The organism is Larkinella ripae (genome assembly GCF_054780775.1).
On the sequence record NZ_BAAGVR010000014.1, the window covers coordinates 422681 to 445351 of the forward strand.

20 protein-coding genes are annotated in these 22671 nt (G+C 53.7%); 8 read left to right on the top strand and 12 right to left on the bottom strand.

Going from position 1 to position 22671, the window contains the following annotated elements; all coding sequences use genetic code 11:
- Positions 1-11: 11 nt before the first annotated feature.
- Genes ACYVHX_RS08575 through ACYVHX_RS08585 form a run of 3 tightly spaced genes read right to left on the bottom strand, consistent with a single transcriptional unit; the run spans position 12 to position 3002 of the window.
- The gene (locus tag ACYVHX_RS08575) at positions 12-710 is read right to left on the bottom strand and encodes an RDD family protein (RefSeq protein ID WP_460671222.1); all 699 of its coding nucleotides are present in this window, start codon (positions 708-710) and stop codon (positions 12-14) included.
- Between the two features lie 6 nt (positions 711-716).
- On the bottom strand, positions 717-1901 hold the full coding sequence (locus ACYVHX_RS08580) for a glycosyltransferase (protein ID WP_460671223.1): 1185 nt from the start codon (positions 1899-1901) through the stop codon (positions 717-719).
- A complete protein-coding gene (locus tag ACYVHX_RS08585; RefSeq protein ID WP_460671224.1) occupies positions 1902-3002 on the bottom strand; it encodes a glycosyltransferase family 4 protein in 1101 nt (366 codons plus the stop codon).
- Between the two features lie 174 nt (positions 3003-3176).
- On the opposite strand from ACYVHX_RS08585, the gene ACYVHX_RS08590 reads away from it, so the two are divergent.
- The 3 genes from ACYVHX_RS08590 to ACYVHX_RS08600 all read left to right on the top strand — a co-directional run bounded on the left by ACYVHX_RS08590 (position 3177) and on the right by ACYVHX_RS08600 (position 5814).
- Positions 3177-4133 carry a stage II sporulation protein M gene (locus ACYVHX_RS08590; protein WP_460671225.1) on the top strand — a complete coding sequence of 319 codons (957 nt, stop codon included), beginning with the start codon at positions 3177-3179 and terminating at the stop codon, positions 4131-4133.
- A 63-nt stretch (positions 4134-4196) separates the two neighbouring features.
- The gene (locus ACYVHX_RS08595) at positions 4197-5081 is read left to right on the top strand and encodes a hypothetical protein (RefSeq protein ID WP_460671226.1); all 885 of its coding nucleotides are present in this window, start codon (positions 4197-4199) and stop codon (positions 5079-5081) included.
- Positions 5065-5814 (top strand): DUF4129 domain-containing protein, encoded by a 750-nt coding sequence (locus ACYVHX_RS08600; protein WP_460671227.1) that lies wholly within the window; start codon positions 5065-5067, stop codon positions 5812-5814. Before ACYVHX_RS08595 ends, ACYVHX_RS08600 begins: the two co-directional genes overlap by 17 nt.
- Before the next feature lie 9 nt (positions 5815-5823).
- Here ACYVHX_RS08600 and ACYVHX_RS08605 read toward each other — a convergent pair whose 3' ends face one another.
- Complete coding sequence (locus ACYVHX_RS08605; protein WP_460671228.1) at positions 5824-6612, bottom strand: SDR family oxidoreductase; 789 nt, start codon at positions 6610-6612, stop codon at positions 5824-5826.
- A gap of 231 nt (positions 6613-6843) precedes the next feature.
- On the opposite strand from ACYVHX_RS08605, the gene ACYVHX_RS08610 reads away from it, so the two are divergent.
- From ACYVHX_RS08610 to ACYVHX_RS08620, 3 genes are all read left to right on the top strand, one after another.
- Positions 6844-7425: a LemA family protein gene (locus ACYVHX_RS08610; RefSeq protein WP_460671229.1), complete on the top strand. Its 582-nt coding sequence runs from the start codon at positions 6844-6846 to the stop codon at positions 7423-7425.
- 85 nt (positions 7426-7510) lie between these two features.
- Positions 7511-7945: a TPM domain-containing protein gene (locus tag ACYVHX_RS08615; RefSeq protein WP_460671230.1), complete on the top strand. Its 435-nt coding sequence runs from the start codon at positions 7511-7513 to the stop codon at positions 7943-7945.
- A complete protein-coding gene (locus ACYVHX_RS08620; protein WP_460671231.1) occupies positions 7946-8752 on the top strand; it encodes a TPM domain-containing protein in 807 nt (268 codons plus the stop codon).
- 48 nt (positions 8753-8800) lie between these two features.
- Here ACYVHX_RS08620 and ACYVHX_RS08625 read toward each other — a convergent pair whose 3' ends face one another.
- From ACYVHX_RS08625 to eno, 7 genes are all read right to left on the bottom strand, one after another.
- Entirely contained in the window at positions 8801-9352 is a 552-nt protein-coding gene (locus ACYVHX_RS08625) for a hypothetical protein (RefSeq protein WP_460671232.1), read from the bottom strand.
- Between the two features lie 174 nt (positions 9353-9526).
- A complete protein-coding gene (gene gpmI / locus ACYVHX_RS08630) occupies positions 9527-11062 on the bottom strand; it encodes a 2,3-bisphosphoglycerate-independent phosphoglycerate mutase (RefSeq protein ID WP_460671233.1) in 1536 nt (511 codons plus the stop codon).
- Positions 11063-11225: 163 nt separating this feature from the next.
- On the bottom strand, positions 11226-14561 hold the full coding sequence (locus ACYVHX_RS08635) for a UTP--glucose-1-phosphate uridylyltransferase (RefSeq protein WP_460671234.1): 3336 nt from the start codon (positions 14559-14561) through the stop codon (positions 11226-11228).
- A 3-nt stretch (positions 14562-14564) separates the two neighbouring features.
- Positions 14565-15515, bottom strand: a complete 951-nt coding sequence (locus tag ACYVHX_RS08640; protein ID WP_460671235.1) for a UTP--glucose-1-phosphate uridylyltransferase — start codon at positions 15513-15515, stop codon at positions 14565-14567.
- 175 nt (positions 15516-15690) lie between these two features.
- Entirely contained in the window at positions 15691-16218 is a 528-nt protein-coding gene (locus ACYVHX_RS08645; protein WP_460671236.1) for a low molecular weight protein-tyrosine-phosphatase, read from the bottom strand.
- Between the two features lie 74 nt (positions 16219-16292).
- Complete coding sequence (locus ACYVHX_RS08650) at positions 16293-16604, bottom strand: FtsB family cell division protein (protein WP_460671237.1); 312 nt, start codon at positions 16602-16604, stop codon at positions 16293-16295.
- A gap of 59 nt (positions 16605-16663) precedes the next feature.
- On the bottom strand, positions 16664-17941 hold the full coding sequence (gene eno, locus ACYVHX_RS08655) for a phosphopyruvate hydratase (RefSeq protein ID WP_460671238.1): 1278 nt from the start codon (positions 17939-17941) through the stop codon (positions 16664-16666).
- A gap of 255 nt (positions 17942-18196) precedes the next feature.
- Between eno and ACYVHX_RS08660 the strand changes: the two genes are divergently transcribed.
- The gene (locus ACYVHX_RS08660) at positions 18197-21121 is read left to right on the top strand and encodes an ATP-binding protein (RefSeq protein ID WP_460671239.1); all 2925 of its coding nucleotides are present in this window, start codon (positions 18197-18199) and stop codon (positions 21119-21121) included.
- Positions 21122-21248: 127 nt separating this feature from the next.
- Entirely contained in the window at positions 21249-21449 is a 201-nt protein-coding gene (locus ACYVHX_RS08665; RefSeq protein WP_460671240.1) for a hypothetical protein, read from the top strand.
- Here ACYVHX_RS08665 and ACYVHX_RS08670 read toward each other — a convergent pair.
- The gene (locus ACYVHX_RS08670) at positions 21446-22642 is read right to left on the bottom strand and encodes a DUF1624 domain-containing protein (protein ID WP_460671241.1); all 1197 of its coding nucleotides are present in this window, start codon (positions 22640-22642) and stop codon (positions 21446-21448) included. The two genes, ACYVHX_RS08665 and ACYVHX_RS08670, sit on opposite strands and share 4 nt — an antisense overlap.
- Positions 22643-22671 lie beyond the last annotated feature (29 nt).

Genomic DNA, 22671 nt, shown 5'->3' on the forward strand with positions numbered 1-22671 from the left:
ATCCGCGGGCACTACGTGGCTAAAAACTGATAATCACTGATCAGGGTCCGCAGGAACGTGGCGTCGTCCAGCTCGGAGCGAACCCCAATGACCTGTTTTACTTTTTGGGCGGCCAAACCGCTCACTTCGGGATTGTTCAGCCGCAGCGCTTCCCGAATAATGCTCAGATCGCGGTCCGAAAGCCGGGTAACTTCCGGAAAACGGACTTGATAATCAACGGGCAGCGCCCGGTAGGTCACGTACTCGAGCGTGACCGGCTGCGTCAGTTTCACCACCGTCGTTCCGGCGGCAATGTCGCCAATTCGCTGGCCTTTTCCGTTGATCGCTACGGTAATCAGCGGAACCAGACCCGCCAGAAACAGGGGCGATTCAATCAGCCGCAGTAACCACCGCAGCAGATACGCCCCTAAAGTGGGCGGGGAGCCATCCAGCATGACCACCCGGATTTTCAGCGCGATTTTTCCCAGACTTTGCCCGTTCAGAAACAGCTCGCACAGCAAATCGTAGAGCATAAACGGCAGAACCAGCAGAACCATGCTCCAGAACCGGTTTTCGAAAACGCCGGGCGCGAGTCTGCGCAGGGCAAAATAGAAAATCAGCCAGCCCAGAAAAACCAGGTAATCGAGCAGCAACGCCAGAATCCGGTCACCCACGTTGGCGGGCTCGTAGTCCAGCGTCACATTTTGGGATGTCTGAATCGAAACCGCCATAGCTGCTTACAAATGCTTAAAAATAGTTTCCGCAAAATAAACGTCCGAATTTCGGGCCGCCAACTTTTGCAGATTCGTTTCCGAATACGGTATTTTCGCGGTCAGCACCCGCTGCACCATCGCCCGAATGGCCGCCGGGGAGGTGGTGTCGGCCACCACGCCTAGTTGCTCGGTCTGCACCAGATGACCCAGATAACCGTATTCCGACGCCAGCACCGGTTTTCGGGAAACCGCGCCCCGTACCACCACCGACGCCATGCCGACGTGTTTCTGGTATAACGCCAAAACGCAGTCCGATAGCTCGAAGAACACCTGAATCTGTCGTCCTTTTATTTCCCTGAAAACCGGAATAACCTGCACATCCTTTCCGACCTCAGCGATCTTTCCCTCAACTTTTTGCTGAAAATCGGGCTGGATTGGGCCCGCCAGCACCAGGCAAACGGCCCTCTGCTGGTCGGTCGGCAGGTCTTTGAGGGCTTCCAGCAGCGGCTCGATCCCTTTCCGATCGTCCAGATACCCGAACAGCAGAAAGATCTGACGGTCTGGTTCGATCTGCAACTGAGCGCGCAACTGGCCGATTTCGGCGGGCGCAATGGCGTAGGATTCAACGGGATCGGCCAGCGGCCAGATGTTGACGCGCGGACTCAGCTTTCGCAGCCCTTCCACCGCCGAATGATCCAGGCAAAAAACATTGGCCAGGCTGCGCTGCCGCAATACGCCTTCCAGGGTAACTTTCTTCCGAAAACCGTTCAACCGGGCTTTAAAACCGGGATTCGGTTTGTAGTGAAAATCCGGCCGGAAGTATATACCGGACACCGAACAGGGCGCTGACCGGCCCAGCCAGGTTGCCAGTTGAAAAATATCGAAGTACATCAGCAGCGCGTGCTCGGGCCGGTGCGCGTGCAGGTAAGTCAGCAACAGGTTCCATTCTTTAAACGAGCGGGTCAGCATCGACGCGCCGTGCACGGCTTCGATTTCCGAGGGGGGAATCGGCACAAACCGGACGTTTTCGGCACCCGGTTTTTGGTGGGTCAGGTCGTCAAAACACGCCTGAAACGCGCCTTGCGTAACGACGGTGAGCTCGCCGGGGAGCTGGTTTTGCACCCAGTACTTAATCAAATGGGCCAGATAATCAGCGTGGTGGCCGTCGATGATCGTGTCAAAAAGCAGGATTTTCTTCGCTCTGTTCACTTATACTACCTGTTGATAAACCTGAAGTGTTTGGCGGGCCATTTTTTCCAGCGAGAAATCCCGGCCCCGCTCCTGCCCCTTCCGAATCAGCGCATGGCGCAACGACGCGTCCAGAATGACTTTCTCGATCTGCTGCTGCATTTCCGACTCCGACTGCGGATCAAAATACAAAGCGGCCTCCTGCGCCACCTCCGGAAAACAGGACGCCCGACTCAAAATTACCGGACAGCCGGCCGCAAACGCTTCCAGAATCGGAATGCCGAACCCTTCGTAAAGTGACGGATACACAAACGCCAGCGCGTGCTGATACAGCCGGTACAAAATCAAATCGTCGATCGGGCGCTGGCTGATCCGATCGCGCAGGCCCAGTTGCTGCATGGCCGCCATCTCCTCCGGGCTGAACGGACCGCCCCCGGCGCAAATCAGGTGGACGTGGCCGTGTTTCCGGAACGTAGGCGATAGAGCCTTTAGAAACGGAATAAAATTCTTGTAATCGTTGCGGGCGCCGACGTACAGCAAATACGCACCGGGTACCTGAATCTGAAAGGTTTCGGGCACGTTCAGCGTCTGAAAAGCCGTGGCATGGTGCACGACGGTGATTTTCTCCGGTTTGATCTGAAAAAGCCCGACCAGATCGTTTTTGGTATTTTCCGATACCGCAATGACCTGAGCAGCCCGGTCGAAGAGTTGCTGTTTCAAATCCTTCGAGGCATTGTCGATGTGCCCGAACCGGTCGCTAAACTTGTCTTTAATGGCGTCGTGGTAGGTCAGCACGACCGGTTTTTTCGTATGCTTCAGAAAGTAGGGGTGGAAAAACGTCGGATGAAAAACGTCGTACCGGTTTTGCCGCAACCGGGCGATGCTCCACGCCCGGTTAATTTGCGAAAAGAGCATGTTGGTGGGCATAAACCCCAGAAAGTAGGCAAACGACTGCACCCGAAAAGCGTCGCTTTCCAGCAAATAGGCATTGTTGGAAAACAAAATCGAAAGCTGCGTTTCGACGTCTTTTTTGCGCAACGTTACCATCAGGTCGTAGAAATACCGGGAAACCCCACCGTAGCGGACTCCCGTAAACGCCTGATGATCAAACAATATCTTCATCGTGGATTCCAATGCAAACGAAAGCTGCAAACTTACGGAGAAACCCTTGGACAACGGCTATTTGTTTTCGAAATCGACGGTCAGGTCGCGGGTTGGACCGGCGGTTTTGAAATGTGCCATTTGCTTTGCAACTTATCCAACCCAAGGGGCTTCGGCCTATAACCCGGTTTTTTCATGCGTGAGGCTGCTTTCATCAAAAAGAATACGGAGAAATGGAAAGAAATCGAGGGTGAGCCGGTTCATGCATCCGACCGCGCCGACCCCGACGTGCTGACCGACCATTTCATCGAACTGACCGACGATCTGTCGTACGCCCGGACGTTCTACCCGACTTCACCCGTCACCCGCTACCTGAACGGCCTGGCGGCCGCGATGCACCGGCGGCTGATGCACAACAAACGCGAGGAACGCAGCCGGTTTGTGCAGTTCTGGACAGTTGAATTGCCGCTGCTGTTCCGGCAATCGCACCGGCTCCTGCTCGTTTCGTTCGTGGTGTTTCTGGTGGCGGCTGCGCTGGGCGGGGTGTCGGCGGCTAACGACGAGACGTTTGTCCGGCTGATTCTGGGCGACGACTACGTGAACATGACGCTCGAAAACATCCGGAAAGGCGATCCGCTGGCGGTTTATAAAAGCAGCGGGCAAGCCGATATGTTCATGGCCATTACGGTCAACAACATCCGGGTTTCGTTTATTGCGTTCATTCTGGGCCTGTTTGCGTCGTTCGGAACGATTGCCGTGATGTTCCAGAATGGCGTGATGCTGGGCGCGTTTCAGTATTTTTTCTACGAACGCGGGTTGCTCTTGCCGTCGGTTTTAACGATCTGGATTCACGGAACGCTCGAAATTTCGGCCATCGTCATCGCGGGCTGCGCCGGGCTGACGCTCGGCAACAGCCTGTTGTTTCCGGGGACGTTGTCGCGGCTGGAGTCATTTAAACGCGGAGCGCGGCAGGGTCTGAAAATCGTGATCGGGCTGGTGCCGGTTTTCATCATGGCCGGTTTTCTGGAGAGTTTCGTCACGCGCCTGCCGTTGCATCCGGTGGCCAGCTCGGCGATTATCCTGACCTCGGCCGCGTTCATCATCTGGTATTTTGTGGTCTATCCGATTCAGTTGGAACGAAAGCTTCACTAACGGCATACTGTTTTCGGCGGCTCGGGACCCGGCAGCCGTTGAACCTAAACAACTCAAAAAAGCATGAACCTCTATCAACGGCGGGATTTTGGCGAGAAGATCAATGCCACGATCCAGTATTTTGTCAAACAGATCCGCAGTCTCGGGGCGGCTTTGCTGTACATTGCCGGGGCTCCGGCCCTGCTTGCCGGCATTGCGTCGGGGGTGGCGTCGGCGTCGATGCTGTCCACCCAGCCAATCGGGTCGTCCGGCAGGTACGATATGGGGGTTTGGCTGGCGCAGCAGGTATCGAGCCCGTATTACATCGCAGCGGTAGTCTTAGCGCTGTTCATCCCGCTGCTGGTCAATCTGACGGTTTACGCGCACCTGAAAGTGTATAACCGGACCCAAGGCGAGCCGGTGACGGTCGAAGCGGTGTGGGCCGAAGTGCAGGCGGCTTTCGGACGCGCCCTGATTACCTGGCTCGTTGTCGGAATCCTCGTGATTGTCGGCACCCTGTTCTTTCTCGTTCCGGGAATTTACCTCGGCGTTGTCTTTTCGCTCGCGCTCACCACGGTGGTTTTTGAAGACGGTTCGGCCAGCACGTTCATGAGCCGGTGTTTCGAGTTGATTCGGGATAAATGGTGGTCGACGTTCGGCCTGATCGTCGTCGTCAGCCTGATTGCCTACATCCTGAGCTTTGCGTTCAACGTTCCGGCGGCCGCCGTGAGCCTGATGGTTTCCATGAGAGTGATGCCGGATTTACCGGTTTATGTCTCTATTCTGACCAGCATTCTGAGCACGGTGGGCGGGGTGCTGGTTTCGGCGCTCATTGCCCTCGGCATTGCCTTTCAATATTTTAACCTGATCGAGTTGCGGGAAGGCCACAGCATTCTGTCGGCCATCGACAGCATTGGCACGCACCTGCCCCCGCCGATTCCCCGTTCCAGCGATGAAGGTGATTATTGACCGCCGTTTCAAAACCCGGTTTTTGGGCTGGTGGCTGCTTTTAGCGGTCAGCGGTTTTTCGGCCACGGCCCAGTTTCCGGCACCACCGGCAAAGGATACGGCCCGCGCCCAGCCCGCCCCCGACGACCGGAGTTCGGTGCAGGTCCGACGGCCCGCCCCCGACCGGATCAAGGCCTACCGCAGCAACCGCGACTATCAGTACGGCCAGGATCTTAAACCGGCCAACACCCTGTGGTCGAAGTTCTGGAGCTGGTTCTGGCAAAAAGTCGGCCTTTTTTTTCGCAGCAATTCCTACCAGAATTTCTGGCAGTATGTTTTTCTGGCGGTGGCTGCGGGCGTGGCGATCTGGCTGCTGGTGAAAGCCGAGGTGTTGGGGTTCATTTTCAGCAAAAAAGCGCAGAGCGTTGCGTTACCCTACGAAACCCTGACCGAGAACATCCACGAAATCAACTTCGACCAACAGATCGACGCTGCGATTGAGCAACGGAATTACCGACTCGCCGTGCGGCTGCTCTATCTCCAAACCTTGAAACACCTCAGCAACCGCAGCCTGATTGACTGGAGACCCAACAAAACCAACCGCAGCTACGTCTACGAACTGGCGCAGTCGCCCCTGAAACCGGAGTTTGAAAGCCTGACCACGCAGTTTGAGTACATCTGGTACGGCGACTTTCCGATCACGGAAGAGCGGTTTAAACCCCTGCAGGAATCGTTTCTGCGCTTTATCCGGTAATTCCGGCAACTACAAACCGCCGGTTTTTCCGCCATCCACCGGCACGTTGATGCCGTTGATGGAAGCCGCTGCGGGCGTGCAGAGAAACGCCACGGCGGCCCCGACTTCTTCCGGCTCCACAAACCGCTTGCCCGGTATTTCGGCCTGCATCTGCGCTTCCACTTCTTCCCGCGATTTGCCCTGCTCGTTCGCCCGTTTGTCCAGCATCGCGTCCAGCCGGGCGGTTTTTGTGTAGCCCGGCAACACATTGTTGACCGTAATGCCAAACTGCGCCAGTTCCAGCGACAGGGTTTTGGCCCACTGCGCCACCGCCCCGCGAATGGTGTTGGAAACGCCCAGCCCCACAATGGGCTGTTTCACCGACGTGGAAATGATGTTGACCATCCGGCCGTAACCCAGGCGTTTCATGGCCGGAACAACGGCCTGCGCCAGAAGCTGGTTGTTGAGCAAATGGGCGGCAAACGCCTGGGTAAACTCGTCCAGCCGGGCGTCGATGAGGGGTCCACCCGCCGGCCCACCGGTATTGTTCACCAAGATGTGAACGTCCGGAAACTCGGCCAGGTAGGCGTCAATGACGGTTTTTACGGTATCCGGATTGGCAAAATCAGCCACCCGGTACTGATGCTTCTGGCCCTGCTGCGTGTCCAGGCTTGCTGCGGCTCTTTTTAGTTTTTCTTCATTCCGGGTCAGCAGCGTCACATTAGCGCCCAGCAGTGCCAGTTCAACCGCCGAAGCGTATCCGATGCCCTGCGTGCTGCCACAGACCAGGGCGGTTTTTCCGATCAACGAAAGATTCATAACAAAACGATTTAAATTGAAAGACCGGCTTTCCGACCGAATTTTTCTTAATTTTCAATCAATTGGTGCCCAAAATCGGTTATTCCCCCGACGTATCGTTGATGAGAAATCCCGGTTTCCGGTCATCAGGTCTGGAGTATGATCACGGACAAAAGTATCCGATCCTGTAAATTATTACGCTAAGAATGCGGTTTTAACGAACTTTGTTCACAAATTAATCGAATAACTACCATGTCAAAAGGGCTTATTATTGTCATCGTTCTGGTTCTGATTTTTGGATTCTTCGGATGCAGTACGTATAATGGAATTGTCGGCAAAGACGCCAATGTTGGCGAAAAGTGGGCGCAGGTTCAAACCCAGTACCAACGCCGGGCGGATCTGGTTCCGAACCTGGTCAACACCGTAAAAGGAGCGGCTAATTTTGAAAAAAGCACCCTGACGGCCGTTATGGAAGCGCGCTCAAAGGCCACCAGCGTTCAACTGAATGCGGACCAGCTGACACCCGAAAACGTGCAGAAATTCCAGGCGGCTCAGGATCAGCTGAGCGGCACGTTGTCGCGTCTGCTGGCGGTTTCCGAAAATTACCCACAGTTGAGAGCCACGCAGAACTTCTCGGAACTGCAGTCGCAACTGGAAGGCACGGAAAACCGCATCAGCGTTTCCCGGAACGACTTTAACGCGGCAGTCAAAGACTATAACGTTTCCGTCCGGACGTTCCCGGCCAACATTTTCGCGGGCATTTTCGGTTTCTCGCCCAAAGGTTTCTTCGAAGCCTCGCAGGCCGCCCAAAACGCCCCAACGGTCCAGTTCTAATGATGAGTTATGAGTGATGAACGATGAATTGGTTGACACACCATTAATTCATCGTTTATCACTCATAACTCATAATTCACAAACCATGTCCGCCATTACTCTTTTCACGGCTGAGGAACAGCAGCAGATTATCCAGGCAATTCGGTCGGCCGAGCTGGAAACCTCGGGCGAAATCCGGGTGCATGTCGAGCTGCTCTGCCCAACCCCCGAGGTGCTGGACCGGGCGGTGCAGGTTTTCCGGCAATTGAATATGGAAAAAACCGCCCAGCGAAACGGCGTGCTGTTCTACCTGGCGACCGACGACCACAAGTTTGCGGTGCTGGGTGACGAGGGCATCGACCGGGTGGTTCCGAAGGATTTCTGGGAAACCACCAAAAACATCATGCGCGACAAGTTTCGCCAGGGCCGGTTTACGGACGGTTTTCGTCTGGGAATCGAACGGGCCGGGCAGCAGTTGCGCCAGTATTTTCCCCGCTTGGAAAATGATTCCAACGAGCTTTCCGACGAAATTTCACACTAAATGAATGATTGCTTTGTTTCATATCGTTTTGTCCTGCCGATCCGGTTTCTCGCGATTCTGCTGCTGATCGTCGCGTCGTTCCGGACCTACGGACAGGACGATGTGATTCCGGCCCGGCCTAACCCACCGCGGCTGGTGAACGACTATGTGGGCATTTTGAAGGCCGACGAGCGGGCCCGACTGGAAGAAAAACTCCGGGTTTATAACGACTCGACCTCCACGCAAATCGTTGTTCTGATTGTTAAATCGACCGATCCGTATCCGATTGGCGACTTCAGTTTCCAAGTGGGTCGCAAATGGGGCGTGGGTCAGGAAGGGAAAAACAACGGGCTGGTGCTCACCTGGGTTCCTTCCACCCGAAAAGTGTTTATTGCCACCGGTTACGGTCTGGAAGGTGCTATTCCGGACGCCATCAGCAAGCGAATCGTCAGCCAGATTATTGTGCCGCGTTTCAAAAATGAACAATGGTTCGCCGGTTTGGACGAAGCGACCACCGAAATCATCCGGCGGGCGAGTGGCGAATACCAGGCCGAAGCCTCCGGCGATGGGGATGTGGGCGACGGCATCATCTTTTTCCTCATCATCTTCGTCGTGATTATCGTCATCATCTGGATCAGCCGCAACCGGGGCGGTGGCAGTAACCGAAACCGGGGTGGCGGTTTCTTCCCGGTTCCTTTCCCCACCTCAACCTTCTCCGGCTGGGGCAGCTCGTCCGGCAACTGGGGTGGTGGTGGTGGCGGAGGCAGCAGCTTCGGCGGTTTCGGTGGCGGCAGCTTCGGCGGAGGTGGCGCGGGCGGAGACTATTAGAAACGATGAATTGAGAATGATGAGTTAAGAGCACGCCCGCTTAACTCGTCATTCTTTTATCCTTCCCTCGATCAAAAACCGCTTTTCGTCCAGCCAGGCCAGTTGCTGAAAACCGTCGATGTGGTAGCGTTTGATCGCGCCTTGTTCGCTTTCCAGCCAGACGTTCCGCTCCGATTCGTAGAGCGAATTTTTGGTGCGCATGGTGGCTTTGACCCGTCGGGGCTGGCGGGTGGCCGAATCCAGTTCAATCCGGAGAACTTGTACCGGCAGGTTTTCGCCGGTTTTCAGAATGTACTCGTACGTCAGCGAATCCGGGCGGTTTTTCTGGTAACTGGACTGGTACGCCTGTTTGTTAATATCGGCCTGTACGAATAAATCCAGTTCGCGGCTCCAGTCGATGTCTCGGGTCGTTTGCGGCTCCCTCTCCTTCCCAAAACCGGTCTGTTTGGCCACGGTCGGCTGCTGTTTTTGCAACGCACTGATTTGCTGTTCCAGGTACGTTTTCAGGTCGTAGTACGTTCCGGCGGGGGCTTCTTTGGCGGGATTGCTACAGGCGGCCAGCCCCAGCAGCACGAAAAAGGCGTAACAATATTTCATCATGACAAAAAATACCCCCTGACTTTTCAATCAGGGGGAGTAAAGGAGTATGTTAGTTGGCGAACACCAACCCCCGCGGAAAAGTTTGTCGTGTAAAACAAGAGCGGGAAGACCGGGAAGAATCGGCTACTGCAATTCGGTAAAGAGGGTCTTTGTTCTCCTGTTTATTTATTCGCTTTATTCCGCAATCAAACTGTGACCGGTCATGACGGCCGGCTGTTCGATGCCCATCAGGTGCAGAATGGTCGGCGCGATATCGGCCAGCACCCCGTTGTTCAGCTTCGGATGAAAATCGTTATCAACCAGAATGCACGGAACCGGATTCGTCGTGTGGGCGGTATTGGGCGTGCCATCGTCGTTGATCATAAAATCGGCGTTCCCGTGGTCGGCAATGACGATGGTTGAATACCCGTGGGCCAGGGCCGTCGTGATCACTGCCTGCGCGCATTGATCCACGGTTTCGGCGGCTTTGACAACCGCCGAAAAAACGCCCGTATGCCCCACCATATCGGTGTTGGCAAAATTGAGGCAGACGAAATCAACCGCCCCGCGCTTCAGCTCCGGAATGATGGCATCGCGAATGTCGAACGCGCTCATTTCCGGTTTCAGGTCGTAGGTGGCGACTTTCGGGGACGGACACAGCAGGCGGCTTTCGCCCTCGAACACGTCTTCGCGACCGCCCGAAAAGAAAAACGTTACGTGCGGGTATTTCTCGGTTTCGGCAATCCGAATCTGTTTCCGGCCGGCTTTCGACACCACTTCGCCGAGCGTATTATTCAGGTTATCCTTGTCGTAAATCACCTTCACGCCCGCAAAGTCATTGTCGTAATTCGTCAGAGTGACGTAATACAGGTTCAGCTTCTTCATGTCCTGCTCCGGGTAATCGCGCTGGCTGAGGGCCAGGGTGATTTCGCGGCCCCGGTCGGTGCGGAAATTGAAGCAAATCACCACGTCGCCGTCCTGAATGGTTGCCAGCGGGCTGCCGTCGGGGTTGGTAACGATGATTGGTTTGATAAACTCGTCGGTTACGCCTTCCTCGTACGAGTTATGAATGGCCGACAGCTCACCGCCCGGCGGGCAGGTGTCGTGGCCGATGCCTTTCACCAGCGCATCATACGCCAGCCTGACGCGCTCCCAGCGGTTGTCGCGATCCATCGCGTAATACCGACCCGTAATCGTAGCGATGCGGCCTGTGGCGGTTTTCAGGTGGTTTTCCAGATCGGCGATAAAACCGTATCCACTTTTCGGATCCGTATCGCGTCCGTCGGTAAAGGCGTGAATAAACACATCCGTCAGCCCCTGCTCATGCGCAATGGAGCAAAGTCCTTTCAGGTGTTCGGTGTGCGCGTGCACTCCGCCATCGGAAACCAGCCCGATAAAATGCACCTTTTTCCCGTTGGTTTTCGCGTAGTGCAGCGCATCCAGCAAAACCGGCTCGGTGTCCAGGGTATGTTCTTCAACGGCTTTATTAATCTTGACCAAATCTTGATACACAATTCGCCCCGCGCCGAGGTTCATGTGTCCTACTTCGGAATTCCCCATCTGCCCCACCGGTAGACCAACGGCCAGCCCCGAGGCTTCCAGCTGGCTGTGGGCATATTTCGTGTACAACGAATCCACAAAGGGCGTATTGGCGGCATCAATCGCCGAAACATCGATCTTTCGGGCAATTCCCCAGCCGTCCAGAATCATCAATATGACTTTCTTATTCATGCTTCGAAATTAACAACATTAGCGGCAAAAGACGCTATTGAATCGTTAAAGAATGGTTAAATGGTTTTGACAGGAAGGCGAATTGAACCGGTCAAACAGGTTTTATCAGACCAATAATCCGTCCGAATTTGCCCTATCGGTTCACTCCGGGTTCCCACCAAAATCATTCAAACGTGCCCAAACCGGCAATGTATTCCTTGCTCCCGTCCGTTACCCAGGCATCAAGCTGCGCCGGGTCTTTGAGCTGTTGCCCGCGCATTCGCGGAACCGCAATATAGCCGCACGGAACGTCGGTCAGGGCCGACATATCGCTCCACAGCTTTTCGATCTGGGCCACCGGATAAATATCTTCCTGACCGTGTCCCCAGCGGTATTTTACGTCTTTGATGGTCACGTAGGTCGGGATGCGGTGGGCCACACTCCGGACGGCTTTGGCCAGCCGGGCTTCGTCGCCTTCCTGCAAATCCTGCCGCGTCAGGCCGAACAGCGCCAGCAAGGGATCAACCTGAATCCAGGTCGTGTTGGAGTTGTAGTAACTCAAATTCAGTTCATCCTCTTCGCGGGGTTGCGCCAGCCCTTCCAGCAACCGGAGATGGCCATTGACCCGGGTTAACCCTCCCCCGCGGTCTTCGATCCGGCGCGGCACCACTTCAAACGTCAGCATATTGCCCGATTCCAGGTGATGCCCCACCACCGCCGGGTCCACATTCATGCCCAGCGTATCGATGTTATGCAACACCAGCGTTTCGACCTGCGGATGCTCGGCCAGCAGTTGCGCCAGAACCCCATTACGGAGCAAATTCGAAACTTCGTACCAATGGCCCAGGGGCGAAAACCGCTGAGCCGCAATGTTATCGACGTAGTCCGACCCTTCCCCCTTCGACTTTGCCCAGCCAATCATCGTCTGCCGGACGGCATCACGCACTTTTTGCTTGTTTTCGTCCAGCGTTTCCTGCGGCATTTCTTCCCACATAAACCGCAGATCGCGCTCCATCGGTACATACCGTTGCCCAATCGAACGGCCCGGCGAGAGGTAGGTAGGTCCCGAATAGCCGAAGTTGCCGGTTTCTTCCAGCGTCCGCCGGATCGGTTCGTGCGTCAGGTAACTCGTTGCCACCAGATGCGGAATCGAACCGCCGTACGTTTCGGATACTTTCCGGGTTTTGGCCAGGTGAATTTCCAGGAAACTCCGGTGTTTGCCGTCAATTTCCACAAACGGATTCAGGGCTTTGATCACCCCGGCGCCTTTCGTCCAGCGGCTTCCGACACCGGCGGCCAAACTTAAAACCGCTACTTTTCCGGCCTGAATGGCGGCTTCGCCGGTTTTGACCACCGCGCTTAGTGCTTCGAGTTGCACCAGATCGCCGGGTTGCACATCGTCGATGCTGGTTTCGGCCGGTAAGCGGTTGCGCGACAAACCAATGCGTCCTTTCTGGAGGTCTTCCCGGATCTCTTCGTGCTGGATATAATCAAATCCGTTTTCCTTCTTGATGCGGTCGGCCTTCTCGTTTTCGACGCTCCGGTTGCTCTGCGAAGTCGGGTCCGACACCTTGAACAGATTGCTGATGATCGTTCGCAGCAGCGGATACGCCAGGTTATTTTTCTCGCAATAGGTCGTGAACACGTCCATTTCGGCCCGGCGGATGTACGAAATGGAAGCCGGGTCTTTCCGAACCAGTTCCGACACATGAATGCCGTAATACTGTTCCGGCATCAGCGCGTCGGTACCTTCGCGCAGGCTGGCCCAGGTGCCTTTGTAATTGATGCTCCAGTTATAAACCACCGGTTCCATCGCAAACGGTAGCGCGGCCGATAACTCGGTCTTCGTTTTCCGCAGGATGTCGAGCACCTTCATTTTGTAGTCTTCGTAGCCCGCCGGATTGACAAACATCCCCATGCCGCCCCCGGACATTCCGCCCAGCATCAAAAAACCGTAGTAATCATCGCCAAAGGCGGTTTTTGCCTTGGCAATGATCTGTTCGGTAAAATAAGTTGACGCCCAGGGAATGATGGTTTTGATCGGACCTTCCCAGTTGCGGGCCGTGTTGGCACCGAGCTTCTGAATATCACCTTCTTTGATGGCAGCCAGAATGTTATCGAAAATCTGGTTGGTCTGCTGCCGGGCGTTCCACTCTTTTTCGCCCCGGAGCAGGTACTTTTCGGTCACCATTTCCAGAATCGGGCCCACGTTGGACGCCATGCCGCCGTGCATCAACACCAGCGAATTCATGATTTTTTCGCCCATTTCCGGGTGAATAGCCTCGCCCTGCAAAACGCGGTGACGGGGCAACAAGGTACCCCGGCTGATGCCGGATTCGGGATCACCTTCCTGCGCAAAAGTTCCCTGGATGGCTTTGATGCCGGGCCAAACACCACCCGAATCCTGCCAGCCGCCCCCCGAACCGCCAATCCATTCGCCCAGAATGGCGCGTGACGCCACCAGCCGCCGTTCGCTTTCCTGCAAACCGCCTTCCAGCTTCTGCGTCTGGCCGGTGGCCCGCATGAGCAGGCTGATGATGGAACCCAGCAGGTTGGTCGAAACCGCAAACCGCGAGCCTTTCGGAATGTCGTTGACTTTCGTGACCAGTTCGATGCCCATGCCCGGCGCCACCATGCGCGACAAAATATCCGGCAACGACTGGTTGGTTCCTTCAAACGAGGGCGGAATTAACCCGGACGCAATCACCCCGGCTTTTACCAGACTCAGGTAATCGTTTCCGAAATTGAACAAATCCGACAATTCGGAAATGTCTTTCGTCGTATTCAGGTCGATGCTCGTCAGGCGCAAAACCGGCTCCGGAATGACCCGCACGTAGCAGTTCAAGGGCGGACGAATGTCGGCATCGCGGCCAAAAACGCCCAGATCGATCGAAATGTTGATGACCCGCGCCCCTTCGGGATAGTCCATTCCGAGAAAGAAAATATCCGACCAGCCGCTGTGGGTCAGATCCATCCGCACCGACGTCTGCTCGTGCAGAACTGGATAAAAAAGGGATCCGTCGGGGCGTTTCAGCAAAGCCGGATGAATGCGAATCGGGTGTTCTTCGCGGTGTCCGACCCGAAACATCCACTGATTCCCTTTGCTGGAGCGCACACTTTTCCGCACCTGATCGGCCAGAATCTGAAACGACAGGTGGTGATAACTTTCGGCCAGGGCACTGAACAAAGCCGCGTTTGGGCCCTGTTTCTCCAGGTCCTGCCAGATGGTGGCAATGGCCTGTTCGAACCGGCGAGCCAGTAAATCTTCAAAACCGGCATATGGAATTTTTCCGGTGGTGGGCGTTTCGGCGGTTTCCATCAGAAAAAACCGGAAGCCCGCATACAGGAAAAGAATGGCCCGAACTTTATCGTACAAATTGGGGGTCGTCTTCCGAAAATCGTCCAGCTCCCGCAGCAGTACCAGCAATTCTTTTTTCGATACCTGTTGGCTGATTTCGTAAAAAGAACGGTTGCGTCTGACCGAATCTGTCGAGATAATTGTTTCGATAAAAATATTCATATATCAGACAGTTCGGCTGTTGGCTTCGGCCAATAATTCTACGATGGTCGACAGGATTTCACTCTGGGCTTCACCGGCTAATCCCAGCGCAATCTGAGCCCGCAGCAACCCGTGTTTGCGGCTTAAATCGTACCGGTTTCCTTTCACTTCGAGCGCCAGGTAGTTTTCGGTTTCGGCCAGTTCCTGCAGCGCGGGCGTCAGTAAAACGTTGCTGCTGTTTTGCGCGATGTACTTTTCCAGAATGGTAAAAACGGCGGGCGTAAAAACGTGCATCCCGAAGAAGCAGAGGTAATAACCGGCCCGTAATCCGGGCGTCTGGAGTTCCAGTTCGGCCACGCTCAGGGACGGTTTTTCGATCATTTTTTCAATCTGGTAAACGCCCGAACGATTCGCCACCTGCTTGCCGGTCAGGGTGCCATACCGCCCAATCTGGTGTTCGATGGTGGGGTTTACCGCCGAAACCGAGCTGTTTTCCTGCGAAGCCAGTTCAATCAATTGGGCAACGCAGCTCGTCTGGCGAAGGTTGGAAACATACAGATAATCGCCCAAAAGCAGCAAAAAAGGCTCATTATCAACAAAGTCACGGGCGCAATAAACCGCGTGACCATACCCCAGCGGCTCCTGCTGTTCGGCAAACTGGATTCGGCTAATCAGGCTGTCAATTTTTTCGGCTTCTTTCCTGGCCCAGTCAACTCCTTTGAAGGAATGAAAAAGATTATCCCGCAGCGACGCAAACGCTTTTAAGTACCGATCACCATCGCCGGGCGCACACACCACGCACAGTTCTTCAATGCCACTGGCGAAAGCTTCTTCGGCAATAATCTGGATGACGGGCTTGTGCAAACCGTCGGTATCAATAACCGGCAGCATGGCTTTCTGAATCGTATCGGCAACCGGATACAGCCGTTCACCACGGGCGGCCGCCGTAATAACGGCTTTTTTAATTCGCATCATGTAATCAGAATAGTTGTAAATCGTAAACGTTGAAGTTTTCTACCTTATCTCTCTCCCTGGGCTAATCTACTTAAAATTATCAGACTAAATTAAACTCCCGAAGTCTTTTTCAGATATTCTAAAAACAGTGCTTTATTGATGGAGAAATACCTAAATAGTGGTGCTAAAGCCGAAACTACTCTCCCGTTTGGCGCGCTGACTGCGGTTGAACCTTATGTTGTTCGATGAGATAATTCAGAAAATTTTCACAGGAACGGTAGACGATCTGGTAAACCTGTTCAAAAACCGCAGCATCCTCGTAGTACGGATCAGGCACGCCCAATCCGCCCGGCCCCGAATCCGGCCTGGGGTCGAACTCGCGCAGTAAAACCGTGTTTTCTTCGCTGTAAAGGCCCGTGCTGCGGTGACTGAAATACTGAATGGCTTCGTAATTTGATTCGTCCATCGCCACCAGGTAGTCGAATTGGGACAGATCTTCACCCGATAGTTTCCGGGCGCGGTGGGTTAGTGTCAACCCGTGTTCGAGGGCATTTTCGCGGGTTCGCCGGTCGGGAAGATCCCCGATATGGTAGGACGAGGTGCCGGCCGAGTCGCACCGAAACGATGCTTCCAGTCCGCGCTCGTTGACCAACTGCCGAAACACGCCTTCGGCCACTGGCGATCGACAGATATTACCGAGGCAAATGAACAAAACGTTGATCATAAGGGAAAGAAAAGGAACGGTCCATGATGAATGATGACCGGGCCGTGCGAAAAGAATGAAACCAGGATTCGTCCTTATTTTTCGATCAGTTCGTTGTTTTCATCAACCAGCACGTACACATCTTCGCCGGGCTTTTTCATGAAATAGTTTTCGCGGGCGTATTTCTCCTGCAAGCGGGCACTCCCCAGCAGCGCCTTCTGTTGCTCTTCCACTTCCTTGATTTTCTCATCGTAATACACCAGATCCGTTTCCAGATCACGCAGTTTCATGCTGTTTTTGAACTGCGAAATGATGTCGTTGGTATCAAAAAAAGCCATCCAGACGAACAGGCCTACGCCGGTGGCTACGTAGAAGTTTTTGGCGATGCGGAGAATTTTGTGGACCATCGATGGTAAAGGCTTAAAACCAGAAAGCCCCCAACCGCAGCCGGTTGGGGGCACTGAACTTACATTTTGATACCGGGGAAGTAGGCCGTTTCGCCCAGTTCCTCCTCGATGCGGAGCAGCTGGTTGTATTTTGCCATCCGGTCGGAGCGTGACGCCGAACCGGTTTTGATCTGACCGGTATTCAGGGCCACGGCCAGGTCGGCAATCGTGGCGTCTTCGGTTTCGCCCGAACGGTGCGACATGATGTTTTTGTACGAATTGCGTTTCGCCAGGTTAACTGTATTAATGGTTTCCGTCAGCGAACCGATCTGGTTTACTTTCACCAGCACGGCATTGGCAATTCCCTGATCGATGCCTTGTTGCAGACGCGTTACGTTTGTCACGAACAGGTCGTCACCCACCAGTTGAGTTTTCTTGCCGATCAGGTCGGTTTGTTCTTTCCAACCGCTCCAGTCGTCTTCGGCCATGCCGTCTTCGATGGAAATAATCGGGTATTTATCCACCCATTCTTTCCAGTAATTGGCCATTTCGGACGAGCTGAGTTTGTCGCCGGTCGATTTTTTGAAGTGGTATACGCCCGCTTCCGCATCGTAAAATTCAGACGCAGCGGCATCCATGGCGATATAAATATCCTGACCCGCCCGGTAGCCGGCTTTGTCGATGGCCTGCAGAATGATCTGAATGGCTTCTTCGTTCGACGGAATGTTCGGCGCAAAACCGCCTTCGTCACCCACGTTGGTGGACATCCCCTTGCTTTTCAAGACTTTCTTCAGGGAGTGGAAAACTTCCGTTCCCCAACGCAGGGCTTCGGAAAAGGTTGGTGCGCCCACCGGCATCACCATGAATTCCTGGAAGTCAATCGAATTATCAGCGTGGCTCCCGCCGTTCAGGATGTTCATCATCGGAACCGGCAAGGTATTGGCGTTGACGCCACCAATGTACCGGTACAGCGGCAAACCGGCTTCCTGCGCAGCCGCCTTGGCCAGTGCGAGCGAAACCCCCAGAATGGCGTTGGCTCCCAGACGACCTTTATTGGCAGTACCATCCAGTTCAATCATAGCCTGGTCGATCATATTCTGATCAAAAACCGACAAACCGACCAATTCCGGAAAGATCAATTCATTGACGTTCTGAACCGCTCTCAACACGCCTTTACCAACGTAGCGTTTCGGATCATCGTCGCGCAATTCGACGGCTTCGTGTGAACCGGTCGATGCGCCCGACGGAACGGCCGCCCGGCCCAGAAAACCGTTTTCGGTCCGAACATCTACCTCCACAGTTGGGTTGCCTCTCGAATCCAGAATCTGTCTGGCATGAATAGACTGAATAATACTCATTGTGTCTGAAAAAAGTTGGTTAATTTTGTGTAAACTAGAGGAGTGAAAGGCCATTTGCTTTCCGGCAATTCCTGACCTTCCTCGCATTCATTCAAAAATTCGTTATAGCATGATTTTTGCCCTACAAAGTAAGCGATTTTTTCGGTTTGTAGGGAGTGCCCGACGAATTAAGCCGTTCGCTGTTACGCAATTAATACCAGCAGTGATTTGACCATCTGGCCCCCTGCGTAGGGGAGTCTTAGCGGAAAATAGGTTATGCTGATTGTTACGCCTTCTCAACGAAACGCTTTTTATCTCCTGATTGCGGTTTTTTTCAGCGTGTCGACCTTTCGTTGCCTGGGTCAAAAAACCAGTTTTCCCGTGGCCAGCAACGGGGTGATCAATCTATCAGCCTACGATTACCATTCGCCGGAAACCGTACCGCTGACGGGTGACTGGTTTTTCCAATGGAATCGCTTTGCCGACTCAACCAGCCTCGTCAACAGCCAGCACTACCTCACGGTGCCCGGAACCTGGCGCGCCTATACCGGAAGCCATACCTTGTTGCCTCAGGATCAGGGGCATTGCACTTACGGTTTACGCATCCAGCTTCCGGAAGTTGGTAAAATCTGGTCGTTGCGAATTCCGCCCATCCGGACCGCGTACAAACTGTACATCAACGGGCAGTTGCTGGCGCAAACCGGCGAACTGGCAACCGGCCTGGCCATGAAACCGGGAATCGATTCGAAGGTTATTTCCTTTCTGGTGCCGGGTAAAGAAGTGTTTCTGCTCCTTCAGGTCTCCAACTATTATTATGCCTACGGTGGCATCTGGAAAGATTTACAATTTGGTAATCCGGCGACGGTGACAAAGGGCCGGGAAACAAGCCTGTTGATTTCCTCCCTCATCATTGGCGCGCTCCTCATCATCGGGCTGTACCACTTTGTTCTTTTCGTCCTCCGCCGAAAAGATTCGGCGCCCCTGTTTTTCGGTATTCTCTGCCTGGCAGCGGCCTTTCGGGAACTCTTCAATGCTGAAAGTATTTTTTTCCTGGCAAACACTGGAGCAGACTGGATTCTGGCGGTTAAGGCTTTGTATGCCGCTTTCCCTATCAGTATTATCAGCATGATTCTGTATCTGCAAAGCCTGTTTCCCAGCCTGATATCGCCCCTGATCAAACGGATCATTATTGCCATCAATCTGGCTTTTCTGGCGCTAATTCTGCTGACTCCGGCCACAACGTATACGGCCATCGGTACGTTGATCAGCCCCCTGGCGATTCTTGAATGCGGTTATTTTCTATCCATTTCCATCCGCGCATCCCGGTTTAGAAAAGACGGCAGTTTTATCCTTTTCTGCGATATGATCCTGCTGACGCTTTGTGTCATCAACGACACGTTTAACCAACTCGGAATTATTCATACGTATTTTCTGCTTTCCAGTTCCATCGTCTTTTTCACGTTGTGCCAGTCGTTGCTGCTGGCCATCCGGTTCTCGACGGCTTTTGCCCGAACAGAAGCGCTTACCGCGCAATTGCAACAGACCAACCAGGCCCTTGAACAAATGGCCTTGAAACGGCAGGAAGCCGAACAAAGCAAGGCGCTGGAAGAAGTGAAAACCCGGTTTTTCTCAAACATCACGCACGAATTCCGGACGCCTTTAACCCTCATCATTACGCCCATCGAAAACCTGCTGCGGCTGTTCACCAAAGGAAATGGTTCGGTCCCGGACAATTCCGTTTTACACCAGTCGCTCACCACCATCCATCGAAACGCCCGGCAATTGCATCAGCTCATCAATCAGTTGCTTGATCTCTCCAGGCTGGAATCCGGAAGCCTGCCTGTCCGCGAAACGCAGGGCAACGTGTCAATCTTTATGGAGGAGTTGGTTGATTCGTTCCGCATTACGGCCAAATCCAAAGGCATTAAATTAGTATATCAACCGGAAACAATACCGCAGCAACTCCTGTTCGATGACGATAAATGGGGCAAGATCGGCTATAATCTGCTTGCCAATGCGCTGAAATATACGGATGCCGGTGGCACGGTTGTCATCAGCCTTTCGGCCAGCCGGGTTCCATCCAACGGCGCTGAAAGGCTGCGCTTGACGGTTTCGGATACCGGAATTGGCATTCCACCCGATAAGCTTCCGCACGTCTTTAACCGCTTTTATCAGGTCGATAACTCCCGGACACGCTCCTTTGAAGGAACCGGTATTGGCCTGGCACTGGTTAAGGAACTGACGGATTTATTGCAGGGGCAGGTAACGGCGGAAAGTCAGGTGGGGCAAGGCACGACCATTACCGTTGAGTGTCCGGTTCGGCGGCCCTGTGCCGGGCATTCCCTGCGCTCCGCTTCGCCGGTAACAGAGTCGCTCTGCCCCGAATCAATGACACCACCCCGGCAACTCGTAAATAACGACAAACTTCTTTCCCAGAACCATCAGCCGCTGGTGCTGGTGGTGGAAGATCATCAGGAATTGCGCCAGTTGATCGCGGACAGTCTTTCGGATACGCACCGGGTGCTTACGGCTGCGGACGGCCGGGAGGGTTGGGAAATCTGTCAGGCTGAACTTCCCGATCTTGTGCTCAGCGACGTGATGATGCCGGTGCTGGACGGGTATCAGCTTTGCGGACTCATCAAAGAAACCGCCCAGACCAATCACATTGCCGTTATTTTATTGACCGCCAAAACCATTACGGAAAGCCGACTCAAAGGGCTGGCTACCGGTGCGAATGATTATCTGACCAAACCGTTCGATCAGCAGGAACTACAACTTCGGGTTGCCAATCTGCTGCGCTACCAGGAAAGCCTGCGCCAATATCACAAACGCCAGCTTGACCATGCTGAGAATTTACAACTGCCCGTTTCCGAAAATCCATTCCTCAGCCAGCTTTATCAGACAATGGAAAAGCACCTGGACGATGCCAAACTGTCGGTTGAAGATCTGGCGGTTGGCCTGGCGATGAGCTCCCGTACGCTTAACCGTAAGCTGTCAAGCCTGCTGGGAATGACCGTAAGTGAATTTATTCGCACCTATCGGCTTCGAAAAGCGGCCACTTTGTTAAGAGCCGGACATCCCGTTGCCGAAACGGCCTACATGGTTGGGTTTGAGAGCCCTTCCTATTTCGGGCAATGTTTTAAAGAATTATTCACCTTATCGCCCTCTGATTACATTCGAAGCGTTGTGTCTGAAAATTGAGTGTTTTTGTCCGAAAACTGCGAGTGCGTCTGAGTCAAATTCCGGAATATTACACCACTATTTTTCTCTGTCTATCTATAAATTTATGAGCAAGCGATTTGCTTGCTCATGCTTATTAATCACACGTATGAAACCGTCATTCGATGAACCCGATTACTGGTGTCTATCCAGTAATTCGCCCCTTTCTATCCCATCTGAGAAGAATTATCAGCATTATTTAATCGGCTGGCATTACCAGAAGCTCGAATACCAGCACTTCTTGACCCGGTTGTCAACCCAAAGGACCGCCAAGATTCAGTGGTTTACCACGGACATTGCGGTAGCCTAAAGGTAACTCCAGATCGGATGGTTGCTCCGGCTTTTGATCCGGCCATACCCTTTGCAAAGTGGGTACATCCCCAGAACGATCAGCATCCACACAAAATAGACCAGGCCTAAGGGCAGGCCGTGGTTGGGCATTACTCCGCCCGTGCCATTCTGAAAGTTAATTTCCGTCCACAAAATTCCGTCTGACAGCAGCAACAGAATCGATACTGTATGAATCAGCAGAAAGTGAATAACGAAGTAAAAGAGCGGAACACGCCCGTAGACGATAAAAAACTGCATCCAGTTGCCTTTCCTGCCTTCCAAAGCACTCAATAACCAGATGGCTGGCCCCAGCGTAAGCAAGGTAAAAAGCAATGATGGCGGATATTTGGTAACATTAATAAAGGAAAAAACCGTGTATAAGGGTGTTTTCTGAACCTGCCACGGCACCGGATCACCATATCCATGCAACAGCCGAATCAGGACAAAAACGCCGATGGCCCCGATCCCGATGCGTTGAAGCCATTTCCGGCGCTGTTCCGGATTAAAATCGCTGCGAAAGAGTTCACCCAGGCAATACCCCAGAATCATAATCCCGATCCAGGCCAGCACCGGATACAGAATAAGCAGCCGCCAGCCGGGTGAAACCTGAACAACGTTCGGTTTGTGCAGCATCGACCACAGCACATCCTGTACGCTTCCCTGCGGGAAAGAGATCGGATCCAGGGCATTATGGCCAAACACGATGAGCAAACCCATCAGCAGCAGGATGCGTTGTGGCAAAAACAGCAAACCGCTCAGGACAATCATACCGACGCCGGTGGCCCAGATCACTTCCAATGCTGTGGTTGAAAAGCTTACATCAAACCACATGATTAGATTCACCACAAAAATTTCCAGCAATATAAGCCACAATCCGCGCGTCAGCAGGAAAAGACTCAGTTGCGGTTTTGTCTTTTTGCGACCCATCAAATACGCCGATGTTCCGGCCAGAAAAACAAAGGTTGGCGCACAGAAATGAGTGATCCAGCGCGTCAGAAAGATGCCGGGTGTTGCCGTGTTTAAATCGGTCGCGTTATAAAAAAAACCGTTCAGGTGAATAAACTCCCGCGTGTGATCCAAGGCCATAATGACCATGACGATGCCCCGCACCACATCAATACTCAGGATACGAGTTGCTACGCGATTCAGCGGAAGAGTGGCCGTTGCAGACATCAGGGTAAGGCTTCATTTCTGTACCAATT

Bases quoted from the DNA above. Each gene is read 5' to 3' on its own strand.
- ACYVHX_RS08600 (WP_460671227.1), top strand. From the start codon at position 5,065: ATGAAGGTGATTATTGACCGCCGTTTCAAAACCCGGTTTTTGGGCTGG.
- ACYVHX_RS08660 (WP_460671239.1), top strand. From the start codon at position 18,197: ATGCTGATTGTTACGCCTTCTCAACGAAACGCTTTTTATCTCCTGATT.
- ACYVHX_RS08640 (WP_460671235.1), bottom strand. From the start codon at position 15,515: ATGATGCGAATTAAAAAAGCCGTTATTACGGCGGCCGCCCGTGGTGAA.
- ACYVHX_RS08605 (WP_460671228.1), bottom strand. From the start codon at position 6,612: ATGAATCTTTCGTTGATCGGAAAAACCGCCCTGGTCTGTGGCAGCACG.
- ACYVHX_RS08635 (WP_460671234.1), bottom strand. From the start codon at position 14,561: ATGAATATTTTTATCGAAACAATTATCTCGACAGATTCGGTCAGACGC.
- gpmI (WP_460671233.1), bottom strand. From the start codon at position 11,062: ATGAATAAGAAAGTCATATTGATGATTCTGGACGGCTGGGGAATTGCC.
- ACYVHX_RS08615 (WP_460671230.1), top strand. From the start codon at position 7,511: ATGTCCGCCATTACTCTTTTCACGGCTGAGGAACAGCAGCAGATTATC.
- ACYVHX_RS08645 (WP_460671236.1), bottom strand. From the start codon at position 16,218: ATGATCAACGTTTTGTTCATTTGCCTCGGTAATATCTGTCGATCGCCA.
- ACYVHX_RS08610 (WP_460671229.1), top strand. From the start codon at position 6,844: ATGTCAAAAGGGCTTATTATTGTCATCGTTCTGGTTCTGATTTTTGGA.
- ACYVHX_RS08575 (WP_460671222.1), bottom strand. From the start codon at position 710: ATGGCGGTTTCGATTCAGACATCCCAAAATGTGACGCTGGACTACGAG.
- eno (WP_460671238.1), bottom strand. From the start codon at position 17,941: ATGAGTATTATTCAGTCTATTCATGCCAGACAGATTCTGGATTCGAGA.
- ACYVHX_RS08595 (WP_460671226.1), top strand. From the start codon at position 4,197: ATGAACCTCTATCAACGGCGGGATTTTGGCGAGAAGATCAATGCCACG.
- ACYVHX_RS08665 (WP_460671240.1), top strand. From the start codon at position 21,249: ATGAAACCGTCATTCGATGAACCCGATTACTGGTGTCTATCCAGTAAT.
- ACYVHX_RS08670 (WP_460671241.1), bottom strand. From the start codon at position 22,642: ATGTCTGCAACGGCCACTCTTCCGCTGAATCGCGTAGCAACTCGTATC.
- ACYVHX_RS08590 (WP_460671225.1), top strand. From the start codon at position 3,177: ATGCGTGAGGCTGCTTTCATCAAAAAGAATACGGAGAAATGGAAAGAA.
- ACYVHX_RS08625 (WP_460671232.1), bottom strand. From the start codon at position 9,352: ATGATGAAATATTGTTACGCCTTTTTCGTGCTGCTGGGGCTGGCCGCC.
- ACYVHX_RS08620 (WP_460671231.1), top strand. From the start codon at position 7,946: ATGAATGATTGCTTTGTTTCATATCGTTTTGTCCTGCCGATCCGGTTT.
- ACYVHX_RS08650 (WP_460671237.1), bottom strand. From the start codon at position 16,604: ATGGTCCACAAAATTCTCCGCATCGCCAAAAACTTCTACGTAGCCACC.
- ACYVHX_RS08585 (WP_460671224.1), bottom strand. From the start codon at position 3,002: ATGAAGATATTGTTTGATCATCAGGCGTTTACGGGAGTCCGCTACGGT.